General features: G+C 73.5%; 18 protein-coding genes. 12 read left to right on the top strand and 6 right to left on the bottom strand.

The genetic code is table 11. The features are described 5' to 3' along the window. Positions 1–31: 31 nt before the first annotated feature. From M8J74_RS22490 to M8J74_RS22470, 5 genes are all read right to left on the bottom strand, one after another. Entirely contained in the window at positions 32–1,285 is a 1,254-nt protein-coding gene (locus M8J74_RS22490) for a cytochrome P450 family protein (protein WP_249838170.1), read from the bottom strand. 308 nt (positions 1,286–1,593) lie between these two features. Then, positions 1,594–2,838 (bottom strand): cytochrome P450, encoded by a 1,245-nt coding sequence (locus M8J74_RS22485; protein WP_249838169.1) that lies wholly within the window; start codon positions 2,836–2,838, stop codon positions 1,594–1,596. Next, on the bottom strand, positions 2,819–3,166 hold the full coding sequence (locus tag M8J74_RS22480) for a DUF742 domain-containing protein (protein WP_249838168.1): 348 nt from the start codon (positions 3,164–3,166) through the stop codon (positions 2,819–2,821). The genes M8J74_RS22485 and M8J74_RS22480 overlap by 20 nt, the downstream gene beginning before the upstream one ends. After that, on the bottom strand, positions 3,163–3,582 hold the full coding sequence (locus M8J74_RS22475; RefSeq protein WP_249838167.1) for a roadblock/LC7 domain-containing protein: 420 nt from the start codon (positions 3,580–3,582) through the stop codon (positions 3,163–3,165). Before M8J74_RS22475 ends, M8J74_RS22480 begins: the two co-directional genes overlap by 4 nt. Then, positions 3,579–5,363, bottom strand: a complete 1,785-nt coding sequence (locus M8J74_RS22470) for an ATP-binding protein (protein WP_249838166.1) — start codon at positions 5,361–5,363, stop codon at positions 3,579–3,581. The genes M8J74_RS22475 and M8J74_RS22470 overlap by 4 nt, the downstream gene beginning before the upstream one ends. Positions 5,364–5,610: 247 nt before the next feature. Between M8J74_RS22470 and M8J74_RS22465 the strand changes: the two genes are divergently transcribed. The 12 genes from M8J74_RS22465 to M8J74_RS22415 all read left to right on the top strand — a co-directional run bounded on the left by M8J74_RS22465 (position 5,611) and on the right by M8J74_RS22415 (position 22,434). After that, the gene (locus tag M8J74_RS22465) at positions 5,611–8,631 is read left to right on the top strand and encodes an FAD-binding and (Fe-S)-binding domain-containing protein (protein ID WP_249838165.1); all 3,021 of its coding nucleotides are present in this window, start codon (positions 5,611–5,613) and stop codon (positions 8,629–8,631) included. Between the two features lie 224 nt (positions 8,632–8,855). Next, on the top strand, positions 8,856–8,987 hold the full coding sequence (locus tag M8J74_RS44570; RefSeq protein ID WP_275297609.1) for a hypothetical protein: 132 nt from the start codon (positions 8,856–8,858) through the stop codon (positions 8,985–8,987). Positions 8,988–9,091: 104 nt separating this feature from the next. Continuing rightward, entirely contained in the window at positions 9,092–11,098 is a 2,007-nt protein-coding gene (locus tag M8J74_RS22460) for an ABC transporter ATP-binding protein (RefSeq protein ID WP_372500237.1), read from the top strand. A 151-nt stretch (positions 11,099–11,249) separates the two neighbouring features. Beyond that, positions 11,250–12,185: an EamA family transporter gene (locus M8J74_RS22455; RefSeq protein WP_249838164.1), complete on the top strand. Its 936-nt coding sequence runs from the start codon at positions 11,250–11,252 to the stop codon at positions 12,183–12,185. 201 nt (positions 12,186–12,386) lie between these two features. Then, positions 12,387–13,181: a TIGR03084 family metal-binding protein gene (locus M8J74_RS22450; protein WP_249838163.1), complete on the top strand. Its 795-nt coding sequence runs from the start codon at positions 12,387–12,389 to the stop codon at positions 13,179–13,181. Continuing rightward, the gene (locus tag M8J74_RS22445) at positions 13,178–14,848 is read left to right on the top strand and encodes an acyclic terpene utilization AtuA family protein (protein WP_249838162.1); all 1,671 of its coding nucleotides are present in this window, start codon (positions 13,178–13,180) and stop codon (positions 14,846–14,848) included. Before M8J74_RS22450 ends, M8J74_RS22445 begins: the two co-directional genes overlap by 4 nt. Next, positions 14,845–16,443: an acyl-CoA carboxylase subunit beta gene (locus tag M8J74_RS22440; RefSeq protein WP_058924690.1), complete on the top strand. Its 1,599-nt coding sequence runs from the start codon at positions 14,845–14,847 to the stop codon at positions 16,441–16,443. The genes M8J74_RS22445 and M8J74_RS22440 overlap by 4 nt, the downstream gene beginning before the upstream one ends. A gap of 8 nt (positions 16,444–16,451) precedes the next feature. Next, positions 16,452–18,302 carry an acetyl/propionyl/methylcrotonyl-CoA carboxylase subunit alpha gene (locus tag M8J74_RS22435; RefSeq protein WP_249838161.1) on the top strand — a complete coding sequence of 617 codons (1,851 nt, stop codon included), beginning with the start codon at positions 16,452–16,454 and terminating at the stop codon, positions 18,300–18,302. An 82-nt stretch (positions 18,303–18,384) separates the two neighbouring features. Next, a complete protein-coding gene (locus M8J74_RS22430; protein ID WP_249838160.1) occupies positions 18,385–19,515 on the top strand; it encodes an acyl-CoA dehydrogenase family protein in 1,131 nt (376 codons plus the stop codon). Positions 19,516–19,523: 8 nt separating this feature from the next. After that, a complete protein-coding gene (locus M8J74_RS22425) occupies positions 19,524–21,101 on the top strand; it encodes a 4-coumarate--CoA ligase family protein (protein ID WP_249838159.1) in 1,578 nt (525 codons plus the stop codon). Continuing rightward, entirely contained in the window at positions 21,098–21,832 is a 735-nt protein-coding gene (locus tag M8J74_RS22420) for an enoyl-CoA hydratase family protein (protein WP_249838158.1), read from the top strand. Before M8J74_RS22425 ends, M8J74_RS22420 begins: the two co-directional genes overlap by 4 nt. Beyond that, complete coding sequence (locus M8J74_RS22415; RefSeq protein WP_249838157.1) at positions 21,820–22,434, top strand: TetR/AcrR family transcriptional regulator; 615 nt, start codon at positions 21,820–21,822, stop codon at positions 22,432–22,434. The genes M8J74_RS22420 and M8J74_RS22415 overlap by 13 nt, the downstream gene beginning before the upstream one ends. Here the strand turns inward: M8J74_RS22415 and pdxH are convergent. Continuing rightward, positions 22,424–23,092: a pyridoxamine 5'-phosphate oxidase gene (gene pdxH / locus M8J74_RS22410; RefSeq protein ID WP_249838156.1), complete on the bottom strand. Its 669-nt coding sequence runs from the start codon at positions 23,090–23,092 to the stop codon at positions 22,424–22,426. The two genes, M8J74_RS22415 and pdxH, sit on opposite strands and share 11 nt — an antisense overlap. Between the last annotated feature and the right edge of the window lie 54 nt (positions 23,093–23,146).

The raw sequence follows: 23,146 nt of genomic DNA, 5'->3' as shown, positions 1-23,146 counted from the left end.
CGAGTCCTCCGGCCCGTGGACTTGTCGTGATCTACGAGGCCGTGAGCCGGACCGGCAGCTCGAACAGGTCGTTCTGGGTCACCACCGGCTTGTTGCGCAGGTCGGTGGCCGGTACCGCCAGGTCGAGGTCCGGGAAGCGGGCGTACAGGGCGGGCAGCGCGACTCCCGCCTCCAGACGGGACAGGGCGGCGCCGGGGCAGACGTGCGGGCCGTGACCGAAGCTGATGTGCCGGTTCGGCGAGGTCCGCGTGATGTCGAAGTCCCCGGCGGTCGGGCCGTGCGCCTCCTCGTCGCGGCCGATGGCGGCGTACGACACGATCAGCGCGTCGCCCGCCGGGAGGACCCGGTCGCCGACCGGGACGTCCTCGGTCGCGAAGCGGATCAGCACATGGGAGGTGGGGGTGGAGTGGCGCAGGGTCTCCTCGGTCACCTGGGACCAGTCGGCCGCGCCGGACAGCACCAGCGCTCGCTGATCCGGGTGGAGTGACAGCTGGACCACCGCGTTGACGATGAGCGAGATCGTCGTCTCGTGGCCGGCCGCGACCATCAGCTGCAGCGTGGAGACGATCTCCTCGTCGCTGAGGTGGTCGCCGTTCTCCGAGGCCAGGATCAGCGCCGAGGTCAGGTCGTCGCCCGGCTCGGCACGCTTGGCGGCGACCGTGTCGGCCATGACCCCCGCGAGTTCGGTGAGGGTGGCGACGACCTCGGCCGGCGGGGTCTGGGTGGAGAAGAACTTCTCGAACAGCTCCTTCAGGCGGGGCAGGCGTGCCTGGTCGATGCCCATGAGGTCGGCGACGACGTACATGGGCAGCGGGTAGGCGAAGGCCGCCTTCAGGTCGACGACACCGTCGGTGGCCGCCGCGGCGAGGTCGTCGAGGAGCCGCTCGGTGAGCTCGGTGATCCGGCCCCGCATCTCCTCCACCCGGCGCGGGGTGAGCGCCTGGGCGACCAGCGCCCGCATCCGCCGGTGGTCGGCGCCGTCCACGGTGAGCATCGAGCGGCCGGGGTTGGCGAGGCCGATGAGCGGCCAGTCCGGCGGGATCTCCCCGCGCCGCCAGGCGCCCCAGACGCCGATGTCCTTCACCAGCCGCGGATCGGTGAGCAGCCGCTTGGCCTCGGCGTGCCGGGTGACCGCCCAGACGGGCACGCCACCGGGCAGCTCCACGGCGGCCAGCGGTCCCGCCGCACGCAGCCGCGCGCTCTCGCCGTCCAGATCCCGCACGAAGGGATCGAGCACGATACGCGTCTCCTCCGCACGGCTCTGTTCAACACCGGTCGTGGTCATACGGGCCTCCTGGGCAGCAGGGCGGTCGGGAATGGCGCACGGGGCTTTCGATCGCGGGGTGGAGCGTGGCGCGGTGGGGCGGGGTGGTGCGGGTCACGGTCGGCGCTGGGGGCGGGCGGTCGAGGCCGGGCGACGGCACGGGATCGGCGGGCCGGGCGGTGGGTCCGGTCGATGGGCGGGGCTTCGGTGGTGGTCGAGGCGGGGCGGGGCCGGTGTGGCCAGGTGGCGGAAGTGGTCGAGGGCTTGCGGCACGGGATTGCAGGGCCGGGCGGTCGGGAATGGCGCACGGGCGGGGCTTCGGCGAGGGGTCAGAGGGTGGGGACCGGGGTGAAGCGGGTCGGGAGGTGGGAGAGGCCTCTGAGCCAGGGGGAGGGGCGGCGGGTGAGGGACCCGGCGGGGACGGCCAGGTCGATGTCAGGCAGCCGGTCCAGCACCACCTCGATGCCGGTGCGCGCGATGACCTCGGCGATCTCCTGCGCCGGGAACGGGCAGCGGTGCTCGCCGTGCCCGAAGGAGAAGTGCGCGCTGTTGCCGCCGGTGAGCGCCGAGCCGTCGGTGCGCACCTGCGGGTCGGAGTTGGCGCCCTGCAGCCCGAGCAGGAGCAGATCGCCGGCGCGGATGCGGCGCCCGCCGAGCTGGGTGTCGCGGGCGGCCCAGCGGCCGGCCACGTTCTGCGTGGGCGTGTCCTCCCACAGCACCTCGTTCATGGCGTCGGCGACGCTGTTGCGCCCGCCGAAGAGGGAGGCCGCGAACCGCTCGTCGGTCAGCATCAGCCGCAGCGAGTTGCCGATCCAGTCGGCCGTCGGCTGATGGCCCGCCGCCATCATCACCATCAGGTCCTGGACGATCTCCTCGTCACCGAAGCCCGCACGGTCGGCGAGCATCCGCGAGACGACGTCGTCGGCCGGACGGGCCTTCCGCTCGGCCACCAGCCGGGCCATCGAGCCGGCCAGGTGGGTCTGCCCGGCGAGCGCCCGCTCCCGGCCGTCGATCATGTCGTTCAGCGCGGTCACCAGGCCCGGCCCCTGCTCGTCGGGAAAGCCGAAGAGCCGGGCGAGGACGCGCACGGGCAGCAGCATGGCGTACTCGGCGACGAGGTCCGCCCGGCCGCGCCCGCACACCGCGTCGATGAGTTCGTCGGCGAACTTCTCGGCGTGGCCCCGCAGTTCGGAAGGGGCGACGGCCTCCAGCGCACCGCTGATCATCGCGGCGCGCTCGCGGTGGCGTTCACCGACGGTGTAGAGGATCGAGGGCTGCCCGCGGCCGATCATCGGCAGCAGCGGCCAGTCGGCGGGGATGCGGTCCCACTGGTTCCACAGCCCGGAGTCCCGGCTGAACAGCACCGGATCGCCGGTGACCTGGTGCAGCTCGCGATAGCCCAGCACCAGCCAGGCCGGTACGCCCCCGTCGAGCACGACCGGGGTCACGGCACCGTGCTCGCGCCGCATCTCGCGGTACAGCCGGGCCGGTTCGGTCTGGAACCTGGGTCCACCGAGCGGCACGGGGACGGTCGCACCCGAGGGGGTGCGGGCGTCAGAGGTTGCGGAGTCCAACGAGCACCTGTTCCAGGACGTCGGGGTCGATGACGGCGGCCTTCCTCGGATGGCGGGCGCTGACGCGGCCCGCCGCGAGGAGGTCGGAGAGAAGGATCTTGGTGATGCCGACGGGAAGCCGCAGCTCGGCCGCCAGCTCCACCACGGCGACGGGGCGCTGGGCCGCGCGCAGGATCGTCACGTGCTCCGACTGCATGCCGGGCACCGGATCGCACTCGGCGACCACGAGGGTCACCAGGTCGAAGGGGCTGTCCGGCGCGGAGCGGGCCCGGCCCTGGGTCAGGGTGTAGAGGCGGTCGGGTGAGTCGTCCCTGCCGGGGCGGCTCATGACGTCCGGGGCTGTGCGCTCAGGTGCGGGCCGAGCTGTTCCACGAGTTCGCTCATCTGGTGCCCGACGAGCCCCGCGTCGGCGTCCTCCTCCGTGAGAACGGCCAGATGCGCGCCGTCGCCCGCCTCCACGATGTACAGCACTCCGCCGTGGAACTCGGTCATCGCCGACCGGATGCCGCCGCTGCCGTCCCCGAACTCGCTGGACGCGCCGTGCGCCAGCGACTGGATGCCGGCGGCGATCGCGGCGAGCTGGTCGGCCCGGTCGACGGTGAGCTCCGGTGTCCGGCACAGCCTCAGCCCGTCCCGCGACAGCACGAGCGCGTGCCGCGCCCCCGGGGTGCGCTCCAGCAGTCCCTCGATGAGCCAGGTGAGCTTCTGGTCGACGGTGTTCGGGCCGGTGCCGATACCGGTCATGAGGTGGCGTTGCCTTCCGGGTGGGGGCGGGAGGTACGGGTCGGATCGGGGGCGGGCTCCGGGGTCGCGGGGGTGGCGGTGTCCTCCGCCGGCGCGGACCCCAGGTCGGAGAGCGAGCCGCGTACGGCCCGCTGGAAGCTGCTGAACCGGGCGGCGCGGGCCAGGGGGTCGTCCAGGGAGACGACGGCGGGGCGCGGCGGCTCCTCGTCGGCACGCGCGCGTGCCCGCTCCTGCTCGGCCTCCGCGAGCGCGCGGCCACGGCGGCGCTGGGGCAGGCCGTCGGGGAGGGGGTCCGTGTCCCGGCCGGAGGAGTCGTGGCGGGGCAGGGGGCCGTGGTCCGGGGTGGCCGGGGCGTGGTGCGTCTCCGCGGGGACGAGCGACGAGGAGCCGTAGGACACCGGCCACTCCTCCCCGTACGGCACCAGCGCCGTCCCGCTCCCGCTCCCGGAGCCGTCGCCGCCGGGCCACTGCTCGTCGTCGTGGGCGGTGTCGTGCGAGGTGCCCTCGAACCAGGGCCAGTGGGGAGCTCCCTGCGGCCGGGAGGCCGGCTGCTCGCCGGTGCTCCACTCCGCTCCCTCGACCGGGCGGCCCGAGGGCGGCTCCGGGAGGGCCGGTGCGGAGGCGGCCGGCGCGGGCTCGACGGGCTGTTCCGGTACGAGGATGTCCTGCGGTACCAGCATCAGCACACCGGTGCCGCCGCGGGCGGACGGGCGGTAGGAGACCTTCAGGCCGTACTTGCGGGCGAGGCGGCCGACGACCGCGAGCCCGAGGCGGGTGCCGGTGAGGCCGCCCAGCCCGCCGACGTCACCGGAGACGGCGCGCTCGGCGCGGCGCATCTGCACATCGCCCATGACCAGCCCGCTGTCCTCGACGGACACGATGACCCCGGCCGGCACCTCCTCGACGTAGACGTGCACCTCGGCGGTCGGCGGCGAGAAGTTGGCCGCGTTGTCGAGGAGTTCGGCGAGCGCGTGCATCACACCCTCGGCGGCGTGCCCGGCGACCGCGGCCTCGCACGCGGAGTGCACGCGCACCCGCCGGTAGCCGCTGATCCGCCCCATGGCGCCCCGCAGGATCGACTCCATGCCGATCGGGCGGGCCCACCGGCGCCCGGAGCGCGCCCCGGCGAGGACGGCGACGGAGTCGGCGATCCGGCCCGCCTGCGCGGTGCGGTGGTCGAGGTGGAGCAGATCGGCGAGGACGTCCTCGTCCTCGTGCCGTTCCTCCATGGCGCGCAGATCGGCGAGCATCCCGGTGGCCAGGGCCTGCATCCGGCCGGCCGCGTTGGCGGTCGCGGCGATCGCGGCGGCCCGCTCCTGCTCGGCCTGCCGGGCCCGTTCGGCGACAGCGGCGTGCTCGGCGGCCTGCCGTGCCCGCTCCTCACCGAGCGCGGCGGCCGACCGGGCGCGCTCCTGGGCGAGTTCGGCGGCGTGGCGGGCCCGCTCCCGGGTCAGCTCCTCCGTCAGCCGCACCCGTTCCTGGTCGAACTCCGCGCTCTGCCGGATCCGGTCCTGCAGCAGCCGCCCGGTGTCGGCGGTGACGGCGTCCAGCCGGCGGCGGGTGATCCGGGCCGTGAGGACGGAGCGGGTGGCCACGGCGACGGCCGCGCACAGCAGCAGGGCCCCGGCGCCCGCGCCGAGGGCGAGCGGCAGGCGCTGCGCCTGGGGGGTCCGGGCGACCGCGCCGGCCACCGCGAGGGCGGCCAGCACGGCGGTGAGCAGGGGGACGGGCGCGAGGGAGCGCAGGGAGGGACGTTCGCCGGGCTGGAGGGGGGCGGTCATGAGTCGGGTCCTCGGTCGGGGGTCCTCGGTGGGGGTCCTCGGTCGTCCTTGTCCGTGTCCGTGCCGTGAGCCTGTCCATCTGCTGAGCGAGTAGAGACACCTGGTGCTCAACTGGCGGTCACTATATGGGAGTTCGTGATCGAATTGGGAAGGTTCGGAATCCGTTCACAGTTTCTGTCCCCTCATCGGTGAGCGTCCGGTGGACAGAGCGGTCGTCACTGTCAGTGGCGGGATGCATGCTGGGGGCATGACGGATCTCGAGGCGGAGCTGCGGGGGGCCGTCCGGGGCGAGGTCGGCTTCGACGCCGTGTCCCGGGCGCTGGCGACGATGGACGCGTCGAACTACCGGCGCGTCCCGCTGGGGGTGGTCGCGCCCCGGGACGCGGACGACGTGGCGGCCGTGCTGGCGGTGTGCCGGGAGCGCGGGGTGCCGGTCGTGCCGCGCGGCGGAGGCACGTCGATCGCGGGACAGGCGACCGGCACCGGTGTCGTACTGGACTTCACCCGTCATATGAACCGCCTGCTGGCCGTCGACCCCGAGGCGCGTACGGCCGTGGTCCAGCCCGGACTCGTCCTGGACCGCCTCCAGGAGGCCGCCGCCCCGCACGGCCTGCGCTTCGGCCCCGACCCCTCCACGCACAGCCGCTGCACCCTCGGCGGAATGATCGGCAACAACGCGTGCGGCTCCCACTCGGTGGCCTGGGGGACGACGGCCGACAGCGTGCGGGAGCTGGACGTGGTCACCGCGCGCGGCGAGCGGCTGCGGCTCGGGCGGGAGTGGGCCGGGGCGCCGGAGGGCCTGCGGGCGCTGGTGGAGGGCGAGTTGGCGCGGCTGCGGACCGGCTTCCCGGAGCTGCCCCGCCGTATCTCCGGCTACGCGCTGGACGCGCTGCTGCCCGAGAAGGGCGCGGACGTCGCCCGCTCCTTCTGCGGCAGCGAGGGCACCCTCGGGGTGCTCACGGAGGCGGTCGTACGACTCGTGGAGGCACCCCGCGCGCGGGCGCTGGCCGTCCTGGGCTACACGGACGAGAGCGCGGCCGCCGAGGCCGCGGCGGGGCTGCTGCCCCACCGGCCGCTCACGGTCGAGGGGATGGCGGCGGACCTGGTCCCCGCGGCGTCGTCGGCCGGGCTGCCGAGGGGCGGCGCATGGCTGTTCGTCGAGGCGGGAGGGGAGTCGGCGCCCGAGGCACGCGCGCGTGCGGAGGCGATCGTGCGGGCGGCGGACGTCCTGGACTCGCTGATCGTGACCGATCCGGCCGGGCAGCGGGCACTGTGGCGCATCCGCGAGGACGCGAGCGGTACGGCGACGCGCATGCCGGACGGCACCGAGGCATGGCCCGGCTGGGAGGACTGCGCGGTGCCGCCCGCGCGGCTCGGCGCGTATCTGCGGGACTTCCGGGGGCTGTTGACGGACCACGGCCTGCGCGGGACGCCGTACGGCCACTTCGGCGACGGCTGCATCCACGTCCGCATCGACTTCGACCTGCTGACCGCGGCGGGCGTCGCCCGCTTCCGCCGCTTCTCGGAGGAACTGGCCGAACTCGTCGTGGCCCACGGCGGATCGCTGTCCGGCGAGCACGGCGACGGACAGGCGCGGGCGGAGCTGCTGCCGAGGATGTACGGCCCCGAACTGATCGCCCTCTTCGAGCGGGCGAAGGCCCTCTGGGACCCCGACGACCTCCTCAACCCCGGCATGCTGGTCCGCCCCGCCCCCCTCGACGGCAACCTCCGCTTCTCGGTCCTGCCGCGCGAGCCGGTCGACGTGGCCTTCGGCTACCCGGCGGACGGCGGCGACTTCGCGGCCGCGGTGCGGCGCTGCGTGGGCGTCGCCAAGTGCCGTACGACATCCGCCGCCGGCGCCTCCGTGATGTGCCCGTCCTTCCGGGCGACCGGCGAGGAGGAGCACTCCACGCGCGGGCGTGCCCGGCTGCTGCACGAGATGCTGGCCGGCGAGGTGATCACCGACGGCTGGCGGTCGACGGAGGTGCGGGACGCGCTGGATCTGTGCCTGTCCTGCAAGGGATGCCGTTCCGACTGCCCGGTCGAGGTCGACATGGCCACGTACAAGGCGGAGTTCCTGCACCACCACTACGCGGGACGACGCCGCCCGGCCGCGCACTACAGCATGGGATGGCTGCCGCTGTGGCTGCGCTGGGTGACGCGGACCCGGACGGCCGGCCTGGTCAACGCGCTCGCCTCGGTGGGGCCGTTGGCGGCCCTCGCCAAGCGGCTGGGCGGGATCGCGCCCGAGCGGGAGCTGCCGCGGATCGCGCCGGAGACGTTCAGCCGGTGGTGGACGCGCAGGACCGTGGAACAGGTGCGGCGGATGACGGCCGAGTGGAAGCTGCGGGGCGGCCCGGCCGACGCCCGGCACCCGCACGACACCGACGACCCCGAGTCCGCGGACGGGGTCACGGACGACGTCGATGACGCCGACTGCGCCGATGACACCGATGACGACTTCCCGCCCGTCGTCGCCCTGTGGCCCGACACCTTCACCGAGCACTTCGCGCCCGAGGTGGGGAAGGCGGCCCTGAAGGTGCTGGAGGCGGCCGGGCTGATGGTGATGCAGCCGCCGCGCTTCAAGTGGAAGGCGCGGGTGGAGCAGATGCCCGAAGGTGAGGCGTGGGGGTACGGCGCGAACCCGCTGACCTCCCGCCGCTCCCGCGTCTGCTGCGGGCTGACGTACCTCTCGACCGGCCAACTCGACCGCGCGCGTGCGGTGTTGCGTCGCACCCTGGACCTCCTGGCCCCCTTCCTCGACCCGCGGCTGGAGACAGTCCCGGCGTTCGTCGTCCTGGAGCCGAGCTGCGCCGCTGCCCTGCGCACGGACCTTCCCGAGCTGCTGCACGACGACCCGCGCGCGGCCCGCCTCGCCGCCTCGGTCGTCACGTTCGCCGAGGCGCTTGAGCGGTACGCGCCCGACTGGACCCCGCCCGCCCTCGACCGCCCGGTCACCGGGCAGACCCACTGCCACCAGCACGCGGTCCTCGGCGACGCCCCCGACCGCCGCCTGCGCGCGGCCGCCGGACTCACCGGCGAACTGACCGGCGGCTGCTGCGGGCTCGCGGGCAACTTCGGCTTCGAGAAAGGCCACTTCGCGGTGTCGGCGGCCTGCGCGGAGGAGCAGCTGCTGCCGGCCGTCCGCGCGGCGGCGGAGGGGGCCGAGGTGCTGGCCGACGGCTTCTCGTGCCGGACCCAGCTGGAGCAGCTGGCCGGAGTACGGGCCCGGCATCTCGCCCAGCTGCTTGCCGAGGGTCTCGACTGAGGGGGCTCGACTGACGTTCTCCAAAAGGTTTCTCTCAGGTTCATAAGAGAACTCTCAGGTTCGGCGGGCGCTCCAAGGATTCTCCAAGGTATTCACAGCGCCTGCTTGCCATTTCCGCGCCGACTTTGCCGTCGCTTGAGTTGCGGGGCATGTAGGTTCATCGGTGTCGGGGAGCCGGACGCGGAATTCCCGAACCATTGAACTGCGAAACGCTAGGAGTCGGAATGAGCCTCAAGAAGCTCGCCCCGCTGCCCCCGAAGCCCAAGAAGCAGCTCCCCCCGCCGCCGCCGAAGCCCAAGAAGAAGCACCCCAAGCCCCCGGTGCCGAAGCCGATCCCCGGCGGCGACGACCACTGAGTGAGTTCTGAGAGGACCGGCGGTTTTTCCGCCGGTCCTCTCCGCTTGCGAATTCGTCGACTTTCGCAGCCGATTCCAGCGACCGAAAGCGGAGGGAATACGCCATGGATATGGACGAGGATGACGAGGAGTGCGAGTACGGCACTCCCACGATTCCGGCCCGTGCCGCTTTCCGCCGTTTCTGGCCGCTGACCGGAGGGCTGCGCCGCTGGCTGCTGCTGGTCTGGGCGTGCACCGTGCTCGCCGCGCTCGCCGAGACCGAGGCGATCCTGGTCTTCAGCGACCTGACCGACAACGCCCTGCAGAAGGGATCACTGGCCGCCTTCTGGGGCCCGGCCGCGAAGTGGCTCGTGGTCGCGGTCGTCGGCGCGGTCGTCGCCTACGCCGGCAACTCCCTCGCCGCCTGGGTCACCGAACGGTTCGTGATGAGACTGCGCGAGCACGTCTTCGACCACGTACAGCAGTTGCCCCCGCACTTCTTCCAACGCCACCGCCAGGGCGACCTGTTGTCCCGGCTGACCAGTGACGTCGAGGCGATCGAGACGATGGTCGTCTCCGGGCTGGTCGGCGCCGCGTCCGCCGCCTTCTCCGCCCTCTTCTACGCGGCCGCCGCCTTCTGGCTGCGCTGGGACCTGGCCGCCGCCACCTTCGTCCTGGCCCCGCTGTTCTGGCTGGCGGCCCGCCGGTTCTCCGGCTCCATCAAGGACGTCTCGCGCGACGGCCGGGTCGCCGACGGCGCGATCACCTCCGTCGTCGAGGAGTCCCTGTCCAACATCGTGCTCACCCAGGCGTACGACCGCCGGGACGCCGAACGCCGCCGGCTGGGCGAGGAGGCGAACGCCTGGTTCCGCGCCTCGGTGCGCTCCACCCGCCTGAACGAGGCGTACCAGCAGCTCGTCGCCGTCATCGAGACCGTCTGCGTGCTCGCGGTGATCGGCATCGGCGCCTGGGAGATCTCCACCGGCCGTATGACGCTGGGCCAGCTGCTCGCCTTCTCCGCCTTCCTCGGCTACCTCTACCCGCCGGTCCGCGGGCTGGCCCAGCTCGGCCTGACGGTCACCGCCGCGACCGCCGGCGCCGAGCGGCTGATCGAGATCCTCGACGTCCGCCCCGCCGTCGCCGACCCCCGTCACGCCGCCGTGACCGGCCGCCCCGACGGCGCCGTCGAGGTCCGCGACGTCTCCTTCACCTACCCGGGCGCCGACACCGTCGCCCTGCGGGACCTGTCCTTCACGGTCGCCCCCGGCGAGCTGGTGATCGTCACCGGCCCGAGCGGCGCCGGCAAGTCCACGGTCTCCAAACTCCTGCTCCGCTTCTACGACCCGGACGCCGGCGACGTACTCCTGGACGGCACACCGGTCCGGGACCTGCCGCTGGCCCGGCTGCGCGAGTACGTCACACTCCTGCCGCAGGAGACGCTCGTCCTGCACGACACCGTCCGCGCCAACATCGCCTGCGGCCGCCCCGGCGCCAGTGACCACGCCATCGAGGAGGCCGCGCGGGCGGCGGACGCGCACGACTTCGTCGTCCGGCTCCCCGACGGCTACGACACCCGGGTCGACCCCCACTCGGCCCGGCTGTCCGGCGGGCAGCTCCAGCGCCTCGCCATCGCGCGGGCGATCCTGCGCGACTCCCCGGTCCTGGTCCTGGACGAGCCCACGACCGGCCTCGACGCCATGGCCGCCCGCCGGGTCGTCAAGCCGCTGCGCCGCCTGATGGCGGGCCGTACGACCATCATGATCACCCACGACCTCAACCTCGCCCCCGACGCCGACCGCATCCTGGTCGTCGACCGGGGCCGGATCGTCGAGACCGGCCGGCACGAGGACCTGCTCGCGCGGGGCGGCGCGTACGCCCGGCTGCACCGCTCCCAGAACAACGCGGTCACCGACACCGGCGAACTGCGCATGCCCCTGTTCGTGGAACAGCAGCCGGCCCCGGAGCAGGCGCAGACGGTCTACGTGTACGAGCCGTACGGCACCTGGCAGGAGCCGGCGTACTACCCCTACGCGCAGGCCGCCCACGACCCCTACGCCCCCGGCGCGGTCCCCGTGACCCTCGATGACGGGCGCCCCCTCTTCCGCGAGGAGGAACCCTGGCCCGGCATCTGAGGCCCACGAGGCGAGGGGGTCGACAAGGTCCACGGATTCCACAGTGCGGGACAGTCCCATACCGGGTTTACGGGCCTGACAAAGGCTATTAGCCTGGACTCGGCAGTACATCACGCTGAACGAAACCCGAGCCGAGCACCCTGGACAGCCCGTGACCAGCTCCAGCACGACCACTCCCGCCGCGTCGCAGGCCGTCGGCGGTCCGCCGCGCCCCGGCGGCTCCCTCGGCCCGGTCGGCCTGGTGCTGGCGGGCGGTGTCTCCGTGCAGTTCGGTGCCGCGGTCGCGGTGAACCTGATGCCGCGGGCCGGCGCGCTGGGCGTCGTCACGCTGCGGCTGCTCGCGGCGGCCGTCGTGCTGCTGGTGTTCTGCCGGCCCCGGCTGCGCGGCCACTCCCGCGCCGACTGGGGCACGGTGATCGTCTTCGGCGTCACCCTCGGCGCGATGAACGGCCTGTTCTACCAGGCCCTCGTCCGCATCCCGCTGGGCGCCGCGGTCACCCTGGAGGTCCTCGGGCCGCTGGCCCTGTCGGTGCTGGCCTCCCGCCGGGCGCTCAACGCCCTGTGGGCCGCCCTCGCCCTCGCCGGCGTCTTCCTCCTCGGCGGCGGGGGCTTCGGCGACCTCGACCTCGTCGGCGTGGCCTTCGCGCTCGGCGCGGGCGCCATGTGGGCGACGTACATCGTCTTCAGCGCGCGCACCGGGCAGCGGTTCCCGCAGGCCGACGGGCTGGCGCTGGCCATGGCGGTGGGCGCGCTGCTCGTCCTCCCGCTGGGCATCGCCGAGTCCGGGTCCAAGCTGACCGACCCGGTGACCATCGGGCTGGGCGCGGCCGTCGCCCTGATGTCGTCGGTGCTGCCCTACACCCTGGAACTGCTCGCCCTGCGCCGGCTGCCCGCCTCCACCTTCGCCATCCTGATGAGCCTGGAACCGGCCCTCGCGGCCTCGGCCGGCTTCCTCGTCCTCGGCCAGACCCTGTCCGCCGTCCAGGTCGCGGCGATCGCCCTGGTCATCGCGGCAAGCATGGGAGCGGTCAGAACCCAGATAGGCCGAGGCAAAGCAAAGCTCCCGGCAACGGCCCCAGAAGCCTGACCCCCTGACGCCGGCCGCCTGGGCCCGGTACCGGGGCCTGATGTCCCGGCGGTGACCTTCGGCTCCTGACGCCGTAGGCGGCCCCCGACTCCCGGCGACCCCCGAAGCCCGACGCCCACCCGCAGGGTGCCGAGGGCACCCGGCGTGCAAATTAATGCAAGCATGCTTGCTTGTTTCTTGGGGCGGTGCCATGCTCGACCCATGGCTGACCCGACGCCCGTCATCGACGCCCTGCGTGCGGAGAGCGAGGAACTCGACCTGATCGTGGCCGAGTTGAGCCCCGAGCAGTGGGCCCTCGCGACCCCCGCCCCCGGCTGGACCGTCGCTCATCAGATCGCACACCTCGCCTGGACCGACCACTCCTCTGTGCTGGCCGTGACCGACCACGACGCCTTCTCCCGCGAGGTCGAGAAGGCCCTGGCCGCGCCGGGGGACTTCGTGGACGAGGGCGCGGAGGACGGCGCGCGCAAGCCGCCCGAGCGACTGCTCGCCGACTGGCGGGCCGGACGCGAGGCGCTGGAGAAGGCCCTGCGCGCCGCGCCCGAGGGCGCCCGCTTCCCCTGGTACGGGCCGCCGATGTCCACCGCCTCGATGGCCACCGCCCGCCTCATGGAGACCTGGGCCCACGGCATGGACGTCGCCGAAGCCCTCGGCGTCGAGCGCACCCCCACCGACCGGCTCCGCCACATCGCCCGCCTCGGCGTCCGCACCCGCGACTTCGCCTTCGGCGTGCACGGCATGTCCGTGCCGTTCGAGGAGTTCCGCGTCGAGCTGACCGCCCCCTCCGGCGAGTTGTGGACCTACGGTCCCGAGGACGCCGCCGACCGCGTCACCGGCCCCGCCCTCGACTTCTGCCTCCTGGTCACCCAGCGGGCCCACCGCTCCGACCTCGGCCTGCGCGCCGCCGGCCCCGACGCCGACCGCTGGCTGGACATCGCGCAGGCCTTCGCGGGCCCGCCCGGCAAGGGCCGCCAGGCGAAGGGGGACACCCCGTGACGGTGCTGCGCGTCGGCAACGCGTCCGGCTTCTACGGCGACCGCTTCGACGCCGTGCGGGAGATGCTCACCGGCGGCGAGCTGGACGTCCTCACCGGTGACTACCTCGCCGAGCTGACCATGCTCATCCTGGCGCGGGACCGCCTGAAGGACCCCGCCGCCGGGTACGCCCGGACCTTCCTGCGCCAGCTGGAGGAGTGCCTCGGCCTCGCCCACGAGCGCGGCGTCCGGATCGTCGCCAACGCCGGCGGCCTCAACCCGGCCGGGCTCGCCGACGCCGTACGGGAACTGGCCGACCGGCTCGGCATCCCCGTGCGCGTCGCCCACGTCGAGGGCGACGATCTCAAAGCCCTGCATCCGGACAGCCTCGCCGCCCACGCCTACCTCGGCGGGTTCGGCATCGCCGCGTGCCTGCGGGCCGGCGCGGACGTCGTCGTCACCGGCCGGGTGACGGACGCGGCGCTGGTCACCGGGCCCGCCGCCGCCCACTTCGGCTGGGGGCCCGGCGACCACGACCGGCTCGCGGGCGCCGTCGTCGCCGGGCACGTGCTGGAGTGCGGCACCCAGGCCACCGGCGGCAACTACGCCTTCTTCCAGGAGGGCGACGTCCGCCGGCCCGGCTTCCCGCTCGCCGAGCTGCACGAGGACGGCAGCTGCGTCATCACCAAGCACCCCGGCACCGGCGGCCTCGTCGACGTCGGCACGGTGACCGCGCAACTGCTGTACGAGACGGCGGGCGCCCGCTACGCCGGGCCCGACGTCACCGCCCGCCTCGACACCGTCCGCCTCACCCAGGACGGCCCCGACCGCGTCCGGATCGAGGGCGTGCGCGGCGAGGCCCCGCCCCCCGACCTCAAGGTCGGCCTGAACCGCCTCGGCGGCTTCCGCAACGAGGTCGCCTTCGTCCTCACCGGCCTCGACATCGAGGCCAAGGCCGCCCTGGTGCGCGAGCAGATGGCACCCGCGCTCGGCAAGGTCGCCGACGTCCGCTGGGAGCTGGCCCGCACCGACCGGCCCGACGCGTCCACCGAGGAGACGGCGAGCGCCCTGCTGCGGCTCGTCGTGCGCGACCCGGACGAACGGCAGGTCGGACGGGCGCTGACCGCCGCGGCCATCGAGCTGGCGCTGGCCAGCTACCCCGGCTTCCACGTCCTCGCCCCGCCCGGAAAGGGCATGCCCTTCGGGGTCTTCGAGGACGCCTACGTCCCCCAGGACACCGTCGCCCATGCGGCCGTCCTGCACGACGGGCGCCGGGTGGCCGTGCCGCCGGCCCACGACACCCTCGTACTCGACGACCTGCCCGAGCCCGCGCCGCCCGAGCCGCTTCCCGCCGGGCCCGTGCGCCGCGCTCCCCTGGGGCTCGTCGCGGGCGCCCGCAGCGGGGACAAGGGCGGCAACGCCAACGTGGGGGTGTGGGCGCGCTCGGAGGCCGCCTGGCGCTGGCTCGCCCACGAGCTGACGGCGGACCGCTTCCGCGACCTGCTCCCCGAGAGCCGGGACCTGCCCGTCACCCGGCACGTCCTGCCGAACCTGCGCGCCCTGAACTTCGTCGTCGAGGGCATCCTCGGCGCCGGCGTCGCCTCCCAGCACCGCTTCGACCCGCAGGCCAAGGCCCTCGGCGAATGGCTGCGCTCCCGCCACCTGGACATCCCGGAGGACCTGCTGTGACGGTGATCAACTCCGGCCTGGACACCGCCGGTCCCGACTACCGGGCGAACCGCGAGGCCATGCTCGCCAAGCTCGCCGACCTCGACGCCGAGCACGCCAAGGCGCTCGCGGGCGGCGGCGAGAAGTACGTCGCCCGGCACCGCGGGCGCGGCAAGCTGCTCGCCCGCGAACGCATCGAACTGCTCCTCGACCCCGACACCCCGTTCCTGGAGCTCTCCCCGCTCGCGGCCTGGGGCAGCGAGTACACGGTGGGCGCCTCGCTCGTCACCGGCATCGGCGTCGTCGAGGGCGTCGAGTGCCTGATCACCGCCAACGACCCGACCGTGCGCGGCGGCGCCAGCAACCCCTGGTCGCTGAAGAAGGCGCTGCGGGCCAACGACATCGCGCTCGCCAACCGGCTGCCCTGCATCAGCCTGGTGGAGTCCGGCGGCGCCGACCTGCCCTCCCAGAAGGAGATCTTCATCCCGGGCGGCGCGATCTTCCGCGACCTGACCCGGCTGTCGGCCGCCGGCATCCCCACCGTCGCCGTCGTCTTCGGCAACTCCACCGCGGGCGGCGCCTACATCCCCGGCATGTCCGACCACGTGATCATGGTCAAGGAGCGCGCCAAGGTCTTCCTCGGCGGACCGCCGCTGGTGAAGATGGCGACCGGCGAGGAGAGCGACGACGAGTCGCTCGGCGGCGCCGAGATGCACGCGCGCGTGTCCGGGCTCGCGGACTACTTCGCCGTCGACGAGCAGGACGCCCTGCGCCAGGCCCGGCGCGTGGTGGCCCGCCTCAACCACCGCAAGGCGTACGGCGATCCGGGCCCGGCCGAGCCCCCGAAGTACGCCGCCGACGAACTGCTCGGCATCGTCCCCGGCGACCTCAAGGTCCCCTTCGACCCGCGCGAGGTGATCGCCCGGATCGTCGACGCCTCCGACTTCGACGAGTTCAAGCCGCTGTACGGCACCAGCCTGGCCACCGGCTGGGCCACCCTGCACGGCTATCCCGTCGGCGTCCTCGCCAACGCCCAGGGCGTGCTGTTCAGCGAGGAGTCGCAGAAGGCCGCCCAGTTCATCCAGCTCGCCAACCAGCGCGACATCCCCCTGCTGTTCCTGCACAACACCACCGGCTACATGGTCGGCAAGGAGTACGAGCAGGGCGGCATCATCAAGCACGGCGCCATGATGATCAACGCGGTCTCCAACTCGAGGGTGCCGCACCTGTCGGTCCTCATGGGCGCCTCCTACGGCGCCGGGCACTACGGCATGTGCGGGCGCGCCTACGACCCCCGCTTCCTGTTCGCCTGGCCCAGCGCCAAGTCCGCCGTGATGGGCCCGCAGCAGCTCGCCGGCGTCCTGTCCATCGTCGCCCGCCAGTCGGCCGCCGCGAAGGGACAGCCCTACGACGACGACGCGGACGCCGCCCTGCGCGCCATGGTCGAGCAGCAGATCGAGTCCGAGTCGCTGCCCATGTTCCTGTCCGGGCGGCTGTACGACGACGGCGTCATCGACCCGCGCGACACCCGCACCGTCCTCGGCCTGTGCCTGTCGGCCGTCCACACGGCACCGTACGAGGGCGCCCGCGGCGGCTTCGGCGTCTTCCGGATGTGAGGGATCACGTGATTTCGACACTGCTCGTCGCCAACCGGGGCGAGATCGCCTGCCGCGTCTTCCGCACCTGCCACGATCTGGGCATCCGCACGGTCGCCGTGCACTCGGACGCCGACGAGGGCGCCCTGCACACGCGCGTGGCCGACACGGCGGTACGGCTGCCGGGCGCGGCGCCCGCGGACACCTACCTGCGCGGCGACCTCATCGTGAAGGCCGCCGTCGCCGCGGGCGCGGACGCCGTGCACCCCGGCTACGGCTTCCTCTCCGAGAACGCCGACTTCGCCCGCGCCGTCCTCGACGCGGGGCTCGTCTGGATCGGCCCGCCGCCGGACGCCATCGAGGCGATGGCGTCCAAGACCCGCGCCAAGGACCTCATGGGCATCGCCCCGCTGGCCGTCGAGGACGTGACCGAGGCCGACCTGCCGGTGCTGGTGAAGGCGGCCTCGGGCGGCGGGGGGCGCGGCATGCGGATCGTGCGCCGCCTGGAGGAGCTGGACGCCGCACTGCAGGCCGCGCGCGCCGAGGCCGCGAGCGCCTTCGGCGACGGAGAGGTGTTCGTCGAGCCGTACCTGGAGGGCGGGCGCCACGTCGAGGTCCAGGTCCTCGCCGACACCCACGGCACCGTGTGGACACTGGGCACCCGCGACTGTTCCCTGCAGCGCCGCCACCAGAAGGTGATCGAGGAGGCGCCCGCGCCGGGCCTCTCCGAGAAGCTCACGGAGGAACTGGCCGCGCTGGCGGTACGCGCCGCCCGCGCCGTGGACTACGTCGGCGCCGGCACCGTCGAGTTCCTGGTCGCCGGCGACCGGGCGCACTTCCTGGAGATGAACACCCGCCTCCAGGTCGAACACCCCGTGACCGAGGCCGTGTTCGGCATCGACCTGGTCGCCGAGCAGATCCGCGTCGCCGAAGGCCACGCCCTCGCGAGCGAGCCGCCCCCCGCGCGGGGCCACGCCGTCGAGGCCCGCCTCTACGCCGAGGACCCGGCGACCGACTGGACCCCCCAGACCGGCACCCTGCACCGCCTCGCCTTCCCGGACGGCATCCGCCTCGACACCGGCTACACGGACGGCGACACCATCGGCGTCCACTACGACCCCATGCTCGCCAAGGCGATCGCGCACGCCCCCACCCGCACGGAGGCGCTGCGCGCCCTGGCGGGCGCCCTGGAACGCGCCGCCGTCCACGGCCCCGTCACCAACCGCGACCTCCTCGTCCGCTCCCTGCGCCACGAGGAGTTCACGCGGGGCCGTATGAACACGGCCTTCTACGACCGCCACCTGCCCGAGCTGACGACCCCCGCCCCCGACCCCCACGCCCCGCTGGCCGCCGCCCTCGCCGAAGCCCACGGCGCCTCCCGCTTCGGCGGCTGGCGCAACGTCCCCTCCCAGCCGCAGGTGAAGCGGTACGCGATGGCCGGCGAGGAGCACGAGGTCCGCTACCGGCACACCCGCGACGGACTGGAAGCCGACGGAGTCCGGGTCGTGCACGCCGCCCCCGATCTCGTCGTCCTCGAAGTGGACGGCGTACGGCGGAAGTTCGAGGTGGCGCGGTACGGCGACGAGGTGTACGTGGGCGCGTCCGCCCTGCGCGCCCTGCCCCGCTTCCCCGACCCGGCCGCCCAGCACGCCCCCGGCTCCCTCCTCGCCCCCATGCCGGGCACGGTCGTCAGGGTGGCGGACGGGCTGGCCGTGGGAGCCGCGGTGCGGGCCGGAGAGCCCCTGCTGTGGCTGGAGGCCATGAAGATGCAGCACAAGATCACCGCCCCGGCCACGGGCACGCTGAGCGAGCTGCGCGTGGGACTGGGGCAGCAGGTCGAGCCCGGCGCTCTCTTGGCGGTGGTGCAAGCGCCCCTTTAGGGGCGCGGGGCTGTATCGATTTGCGGCTACCGCCGCGCGAGCGCGACCAGCCACACACAACCCGCACCCCGAAGGAGTCCTGATGCCCCTCCTCGAATCCGACGAACACAAAGCCCTCCGCTCCGCCGTCGCCGCCCTCGGCAAACGCCACGGCCGCGACTACGACCGCGAAGCCCTCTGGGCCGAAGCGGCCAAACTCGGCTACCTCGGCGTCAACCTCCCGGAGGAGTACGGCGGCGGAGGCGGCGGCATCTCCGAACTCTCCATCGTCCTGGAGGAGCTGGGCGCCGCCGGCTGCCCCCTGCTCATGATGGTCGTCTCCCCGGCCATCTGCGGCACCGTGATCTCCCGCTTCGGCACGGACGCCCAGAAACGGGAGTGGCTCCCCGGCCTCGCCGACGGCACCCGCACCATGGCCTTCGGCATCACCGAACCCGACGCCGGCTCCAACAGCCACCGCATCACCACCACCGCCCGCCGCGACGGCACCGACTGGCTCCTCACCGGCCGCAAGGTCTTCATCTCCGGCGTCGACATCGCCGACGCCACCCTCATCGTCGGCCGCACCGAGGACGCCCGCACCGGCACCCTCAAGCCCTGCCTGTTCATCGTGCCGCGCGACACCGAGGGTTTCCAGCGCCGCCGCATCGACATGGAACTGAACGCCGCGGAATGGCAGTTCGAGCTCACCCTCGACGACGTGCGCCTCCCCGCGGACGCGCTCGTCGGCGACGAGGACGCCGGACTCCTCCAGCTCTTCGCCGGCCTCAACCCCGAACGCATCATGACGGCCGCCTTCGCCCTCGGCATGGGCCGCTACGCGCTCGCCCAGGCCGTCACCTACGCCCGTGAACGCACCGTGTGGAAGACCCCCATCGGCGCCCACCAGGCCATCGCCCACCCCCTCGCCCAGGCCCACATCGAACTCGAACTCGTCCGCCTGATGATGCAGAAGGCCGCCGCCCTCTACGACGCCGGCGACGACGTCGGCGCGGGCGAAGCGGCGAACATGGCCAAGTACGCGGCCGGCGAGGCCTGCGTGAAGGCCGTCGACCAGGCCGTGCACACCCTCGGCGGCAACGGCCTCACCCGCGAGTTCGGGCTCGCCCGGTTGATAACGGCGGCACGCGTGGCTCGTATTGCTCCGGTGAGCCGGGAGATGATTCTCAACTACGTCTCCCACCAGACCCTGGGCCTGCCCAAGTCGTACTAGGAGGAACCGTGTTCCGGAGCGAGTACGCAGATGTGTCCGCAGTCGACCTCCCCATCCACGACGCGGTCCTGGCCCGGGCCGCCGAGTACGGCGACGCCCCGGCCCTCATCGACGGCACCGACGGCACCACCCTCACCTACGAACAGCTCGACCGCTTCCACCGGCGCATCGCGGCCGCCCTCACCGAGACGGGCGTACGCAAGGGCGACGTACTGGCCCTGCACAGCCCCAACACCATCGCCTTCCCCACCGCCTTCTACGCCGCCACCCGCGCGGGCGCCGCCGTCACCACCGTGCACCCCCTCGCCACCGCCGAGGAGTTCGCCAAGCAGCTGGGGGACTCCGCCGCCCGCTGGATCGTCACCGTCTCGCCGCTGCTGGACACCGCCCGCCGGGCCGCCGAACTCGCCGGCGGCGTCGAGGAGATCCTCGTCTGCGACAGCGCCCCCGGACACCGCTCCCTGATCGACATGCTGGGCTCCACCGCCCCCGAACCGGTCGTCGACATCGACCCCGCCGAGGACATCGCCGCCCTGCCGTACTCCTCGGGCACCACCGGCATCCCCAAAGGGGTGATGCTCACCCACCGGCAGATCGCCACCAACCTCGCGCAGCTGGAATCCGCCATGCCGGCTCGCCCCGGCGACCGCATCCTCGCCGTCCTGCCCTTCTTCCACATCTACGGCCTGACCGCCCTGATGAACGCACCCCTGCGGCTCGGCGCCACCGTCGTCGTGCTGCCCCGCTTCGAACTCGACACCTTCCTCGCGGCCATCCAGAACCACCGCATCACCGGCCTGTACGTCGCCCCGCCGATCGTCCTGGCCCTCGCCAAGCACCCCCTGGTCGAGCAGTACGACCTGTCGTCCCTCACCCACATCACCAGCGCGGCGGCACCCCTGGACGCGAGCCTCGCCGAGGCCTGCTCCCGGCGCCTGGGCCTGCCGCCCGTCGGCCAGGCCTACGGCATGACGGAACTCTCGCCCGGCACCCACGTCGTCCCGCTCGACGCCATGCGCGACGCCCCGCCCGGCACCGTCGGCAAACTCATCGCCGGCACCGAGATGCGCATCGTCTCCCTGGACGACCCCGACAAGGACCTCGGCGTCGGCGAGCCCGGCGAGATCCTCATCCGCGGCCCCCAGGTCATGAAGGGCTACCTCGGCCACCCCGACGCCACCGCCGCCATGATCGACCCCGACGGCTGGCTGCACACCGGCGACGTCGGCCACGTCGACGCCGACGGCTGGCTGTTCGTCGTCGACCGCGTCAAGGAACTCATCAAGTACAAGGGCTTCCAGGTCGCCCCCGCCGAACTCGAGGCGCTCCTGCTGACCCACCCCGGCATCGCCGACGCGGCCGTCATCGGCTCCTACAACGACGAGCACAACGAGGTCCCGCACGCCTATGTCGTCCGCCAGCCCACCGCCGCCGAACTCAGCGAAGGCGAGGTCATGATGTACGTCGCCGAACGCGTCGCCCCCTACAAACGCGTCCGCCAGGTCACCTTCATCGACGCCGTCCCCCGGGCCGCCTCCGGCAAGATCCTCCGCCGCGAACTGCGGGCACCGAAGGAGCACACATGACCTTGATCGGACGCACCCGCGCACGGGGAGTGGAGACCCTCAGCCTCGACTCCCCGGCCAACCGCAACGCCCTGTCCGCCGCCCTCGTCGGCGAACTCGCCGACGCGCTCACCGACTGCGCCAAGGACAGCGACGTCCGCGCGATCGTCCTCACCCACACCGGCAACACCTTCTGCGCCGGCGCCGACCTGCGCGACCCGCCGCACCCCGACGCGCTCGTCGCACTGCTGCGGCAGATCGTCGAACTGCCCCGACCGGTCGTGGCCCGGGTCACCGGGCACGTCCGCGCCGGCGGCCTGGGCCTGCTCGCGGCATGCGACATCGCGGTCGCCTCCGCCGAGGCCACGTTCGCCTTCACCGAAGTACGCATCGGCGTGGCCCCCGCCGTCATCTCCCTGCCCCTGCTGCCCCGCACCGACCCCCGCGCCCTCGCCCGCTACTACCTCACCGGGGAACGCCTCGACGCCGCCGAGGCGGCCCGCATCGGCCTGCTCACCGCGGCCGGCGACGACGTCGACGCCGTACTCGCACCTGTCCTCGACGGCCTGCGCAGAGCCGCACCCCAGGGCCTGGCCGAGACGAAGGCACTGCTCACGGCTAAGGTGCTGGAAGCCTTCGACCGGGACGCGGACCGTCTCACCGCGCTCTCGGCCCGGCTGTTCGCCTCCCCGCAGGCCCGCGAGGGAATGACGGCCTTCCTGGAACGACGGGATCCCACATGGGTGCTGTGACCACAGCCGACCGCGGCGAGCGCGCCCCCAAGCAGGACCGCAGCCGGGCCACCCGGCAGCGCCTGCTGGAGGCCGCCGTCGCCTGCCTCGCCGAACACGGCTGGGCCGGCTCCACGGTCTCCGTCGTCGCCGAACGCGCCGGCGTCTCCCGCGGCGCCGCCCAGCACCACTTCCCCACCCGGGAGGACCTGTTCACGGCGGCCGTCGAATACGTCGCCGAGGAACGCTCCACGGCCATCCGCGCCCTCTTCCCCGACGGCGCGGGCGACGACCGGCAGGCCGTCGTCGCCGCCCTCGTCGACCTCTACACCGGCCCCCTCTTCCGCGCCGCCCTGCACCTGTGGGTGGCCGCCTCCAACGAGGAACCGCTGCGCCCCCGCGTCACCGAACTGGAGGCGCGGGTCGGCCGCGAGACCCACCGCATCGCGGTGGAACTGCTGGGCGCCGACGAGTCCCGCCCCGGCGTGCGCGAGACCGTGCAGGGCCTGCTCGACATGGCCCGCGGCCTCGGCCTGGCCAACCTGCTCACCGACGACACCGGCCGCCGCGACCGGGTGATCGCCCAGTGGTCGAGCATCCTCGACCGCGTCCTCACGGACTGAGCCGCTCCACCCGCCAGCTGCCGTCCGCCTCCGCCACGTACCTGAGCCGGTCGTGCAGCCGGTTCTCCCGGCCCTGCCAGAACTCCACCGTCTCGGGCGCCACCCGGAAGCCGCCCCAGTGCGGCGGCACCGGCACCTGCTCGCCCTCCGGGTAGCGGGCCTCAAGCTCCGCGTACGAGGCGTCCAGCTCCGCCCGCGAGGCGACGACGCTGGACTGGGCGCTGGCCCAGGCACCGAGCTGCGAGCCGTGCGGACGGGTGCGGAAGTACGCCGCCGTCTCGTCGCGGCCCGTGCGGCGGGCGACGCCGCCGACGATCACCTGGCGGGCCATCGGGTGCCAGGGGAACAGCAGCGAGACGTACGGGTTCTCCGCGAGATCGAGGGCCTTGCGGGAGCCGTAGTTGGTGTAGAAGACGAAACCCTGCTCGTCGAAGCCCTTCAGCAGCACCGTGCGGGAACTCGGCCGGCCCTGCGCGTCGGCCGTGGAGACCACCATGGCGTTCGGCTCGAACAGATGGGCCTCGGTCGCGGCCTGCGCGAACCAGTGCGCGAACTGTGCCACCGGGGTGGCGGCCAGATCGGACTCGGCGAGCCCTTCGGCCCGGTACTGCTTGCGCATGGCGGCGGGATCGAGGGGGACGGCGTGTCGATCGGTCACGCGGTCATCTTGCCGTACGCACGCGTGCCGTCCGGCAGGGTGCCGGGCATTACA

Source organism: Streptomyces panaciradicis (assembly GCF_023516615.1).
In the GTDB taxonomy this organism is placed as follows: Bacteria; Actinomycetota; Actinomycetes; order Streptomycetales; family Streptomycetaceae; genus Streptomyces; species Streptomyces panaciradicis.
The sequence above is the reverse complement of the archived record's forward strand: the minus strand, read 5'-3'. Positions and strand labels throughout refer to the sequence as shown.

Coding starts and splice junctions, on each gene's coding strand:
- M8J74_RS22490 (WP_249838170.1), bottom strand. CDS start 1,285: ATGACCACGACCGGTGTTGAACAGAGCCGTGCGGAGGAGACGCGTATC.
- M8J74_RS22480 (WP_249838168.1), bottom strand. CDS start 3,166: ATGAGCCGCCCCGGCAGGGACGACTCACCCGACCGCCTCTACACCCTG.
- M8J74_RS22475 (WP_249838167.1), bottom strand. CDS start 3,582: ATGACCGGTATCGGCACCGGCCCGAACACCGTCGACCAGAAGCTCACC.
- M8J74_RS22470 (WP_249838166.1), bottom strand. CDS start 5,363: ATGACCGCCCCCCTCCAGCCCGGCGAACGTCCCTCCCTGCGCTCCCTC.
- M8J74_RS22465 (WP_249838165.1), top strand. CDS start 5,611: ATGACGGATCTCGAGGCGGAGCTGCGGGGGGCCGTCCGGGGCGAGGTC.
- M8J74_RS44570 (WP_275297609.1), top strand. CDS start 8,856: ATGAGCCTCAAGAAGCTCGCCCCGCTGCCCCCGAAGCCCAAGAAGCAG.
- M8J74_RS22460 (WP_372500237.1), top strand. CDS start 9,092: ATGGATATGGACGAGGATGACGAGGAGTGCGAGTACGGCACTCCCACG.
- M8J74_RS22450 (WP_249838163.1), top strand. CDS start 12,387: ATGGCTGACCCGACGCCCGTCATCGACGCCCTGCGTGCGGAGAGCGAG.
- M8J74_RS22430 (WP_249838160.1), top strand. CDS start 18,385: ATGCCCCTCCTCGAATCCGACGAACACAAAGCCCTCCGCTCCGCCGTC.
- M8J74_RS22420 (WP_249838158.1), top strand. CDS start 21,098: ATGACCTTGATCGGACGCACCCGCGCACGGGGAGTGGAGACCCTCAGC.
- M8J74_RS22415 (WP_249838157.1), top strand. CDS start 21,820: ATGGGTGCTGTGACCACAGCCGACCGCGGCGAGCGCGCCCCCAAGCAG.